The sequence below is a fragment of the Herbaspirillum lusitanum P6-12 genome (genome assembly GCF_000256565.1).
Taxonomy (GTDB): Bacteria; Pseudomonadota; Gammaproteobacteria; order Burkholderiales; family Burkholderiaceae_D; genus Herbaspirillum; species Herbaspirillum lusitanum.
The window spans coordinates 1-2,555 of sequence record NZ_AJHH01000263.1 but is presented as its reverse complement, the minus strand read 5'-3'; the positions used below and the strand labels follow the sequence as shown (position 1 = coordinate 2,555).

Annotated in this window: 1 protein-coding gene and 2 pseudogenes; all 3 read right to left on the bottom strand. The window is 60.7% G+C overall.

Annotation, left to right across the window (positions count from 1 at the left end; all coding sequences use genetic code 11):
• Positions 1 to 284 (bottom strand): annotated as a pseudogene (locus HLUSI_RS32520) (hypothetical protein); the annotation flags it as partial.
• 187 nt (positions 285 to 471) lie between these two features.
• Positions 472 to 1,588: pseudogene (locus tag HLUSI_RS27705) on the bottom strand (Gfo/Idh/MocA family protein).
• 65 nt (positions 1,589 to 1,653) lie between these two features.
• On the bottom strand, positions 1,654 to 2,555 hold a 902-nt coding region (locus tag HLUSI_RS0108695), incomplete at its 5' end, for a sugar phosphate isomerase/epimerase family protein (RefSeq protein WP_029363301.1).

Here is a 2,555-nt window from a genome sequence, read left to right as displayed (position 1 = left end):
GGGTCAATTTTCGATGCAAAACAACAAGTTAACAGAATATTGAGGGTTAGGCGAGCTGCATCCCGTTTGACTTCTCGACTTTGAAGGACAAGCTTTGCGACAGGGTCAAGAGCGATATCTGCACGTTTCCTGTCACGAAACGCTCGTGCCTCATCAATAGTGTCAAAATTTTCGTCGATTCGCATGCCCGAAACCGTCATGCGTACACGATATGAATAGCCACCGCAGCGCTGGGTAATGTTTTTTTCGACGATTCTCTCGTCCTGACTTTGTTTTTTCCGCATGGAGTCCTCTTGACCAAAATTGACCAGAAAATACCTTACGGCTTCGCTAACTCCTTGTCTATAAAGGCATTATCCCGAATTCAGGAAGCGGACTTAAAATCCGCCGCTTACCTGGAAAGGGGCGTACCGGTTCGATTCCGGTCTCAGGCACCAAGAAACAGTTCACCGCAAGTGTGATTTGGCGCTCTTAGCCGATGCTGGTCCATTCCGCATCATTGCGATGACTGCGCAACACTGCTTCCACAAAAGCCATGCCGTCGACGCCGTCTGCCACGGTGGGTAGCCCACGTGCTTCCTGCGGCAACGGCAGGCCGGCGTCGAGCGCGGCGATCTGCAGGGCGGCATCGGTATAGAGTTGGGCAAAAGCCTCCAGGTAGCCTTCGGGATGACCGGCCGGTACCCGCGTGGCATGGGCTGCAGCTGCACTGTCTACACGGCCGGGCGTAAGCTTTTGCGGATTGCCGCCCTGTGGGGTGTACCAGAGTTCGGCGGGCTTTTCCTGATTGAAATCCAGCTGCGCCTTGCTGCCGAACAGGCGCAGACGCACCGTGTTTTCACAGCCGGTTGCGACCTGGCTGGCCCACAGCGTGCCGCGCGCGCCGCCGGGGTAGCGCAACATCACCTGCACATGATCGTCCAGCGGACGGCCCGGCACGAATGTGCTGAGTTCCGCGAGCAGGCGGTCGGGTTTCTGACCGCTGATGAAGTGGGCGAGATGATAGGCATGGGTGCCGACGTCGGACAAGGTGCCGCCCGGGCCGGCGCGTAGCGGATCGTTATGCCAGTTGTCCTGCGGACCATTGCCGGCGCCATCCGCGCTGCCGATGCGAGCCGCCAGCCAGTCTTGTGAATACTCAACCTGCACCAGGCGCAGTTCGCCGATGGCGCCGGCTTCCACCATCGCCTTGGCATGCCTCGCCATGGGATAGCCGGTGTAGGTATGCGTCAGGGCGAACAACTTGTTGCGACTGCGCGCCAGCTCGGCCAGGACGCGGCCCTCGGCCAATGAAATGCCGAGCGGCTTGTCGCAGATGACATGGATACCAGCTTCCAGAAACGCGGTGGCGACCGGTGCATGCAAATGGTTGGGCGTGACGATGGCGACCACGTCGATGCCATCGGCGCGCGCTGCCTCGGCCTGCGCCATAACACGGTAGTCGTCGTAGCTGCGTTCGGGCGCGATACGCGCTGGCGCGCTGCGGATCGGACGACAAGGCGCCGGCCACCAGTTCGTAGCCATCATCGAGACGGGCGGCGATGCGATGCACCGCGCCGATAAAGGCGCCGTTGCCGCCGCCGACCATGCCTAATCTCAAACGTCTGTGCATTTCCTGCTCCGTGATGGCTTGCATGGGTTACCCGGCGGCGCTCAGCGCGCCAGGCCCAGCAATTGATTGATCTGTTCCTGCCGCACCGTGCTGCCGGCAAAATCGTCGAAGGCGTGTTGCGCCACCCGGATGATGTGCTTGCGGATAAATTCCGCGCCCTCGGCCGCACCGTCTTGCGGATGCTTGAGACAGCATTCCCATTCCAGCACCGCCCAACCGGGATAATCGTATTGCGTCAGTTTGGAAAAAATCGCCTTGAAATCGATCTGGCCATCGCCGAGCGAACGGAAACGGCCGGCGCGATCCTGCCAGTCGGAAAAACCGCCATACACGCCTTGCCGCCCAGTGGGACGAAATTCTGCATCCTTGACGTGGAAGGCCTTGATGCGCGCGTGATAGATGTCGATGAATGCCAGGTAGTCGAGTTGCTGCAAGACGAAGTGACTGGGGTCGTACAGAATATTGGCGCGCGCATGACCGTCTACCTCCTGCAGAAAACGGTCGAAGGTGACGCCGTCGTGCAAGTCTTCGCCGGGATGCAGCTCGTAGCACACGTCAACGCCGGCGGCGTCGAAGGCGTCCAGGATGGGACGCCAGCGTCGACCGAGTTCGGCAAAAGCGGTTTCCACCAGGCCGGCCGGACGCTGCGGCCACGGATACAGATAAGGCCAGGCCAGCGCGCCGGAAAACGTGACATGCGCGCGCAGGTCAAGCCGCCGCGAAGCCTCGGCGGCGAACATCAGTTGCTCGGTCGCCCACACCCTGCGCGCCGCCGGATTGCCGCGCAAGTGTACCGGCGCGAAGCCGTCGAACAAAGCATCATAGGCCGGATGGACCGCGATCAGCTGGCCTTGCAAATGGGTCGACAGCTCACTGATCTGCAAGCCGTGTCCGGCTAGCATGCCGGCAATATCGTCGCAATATTGCTGGGGGGGGGGGGGGG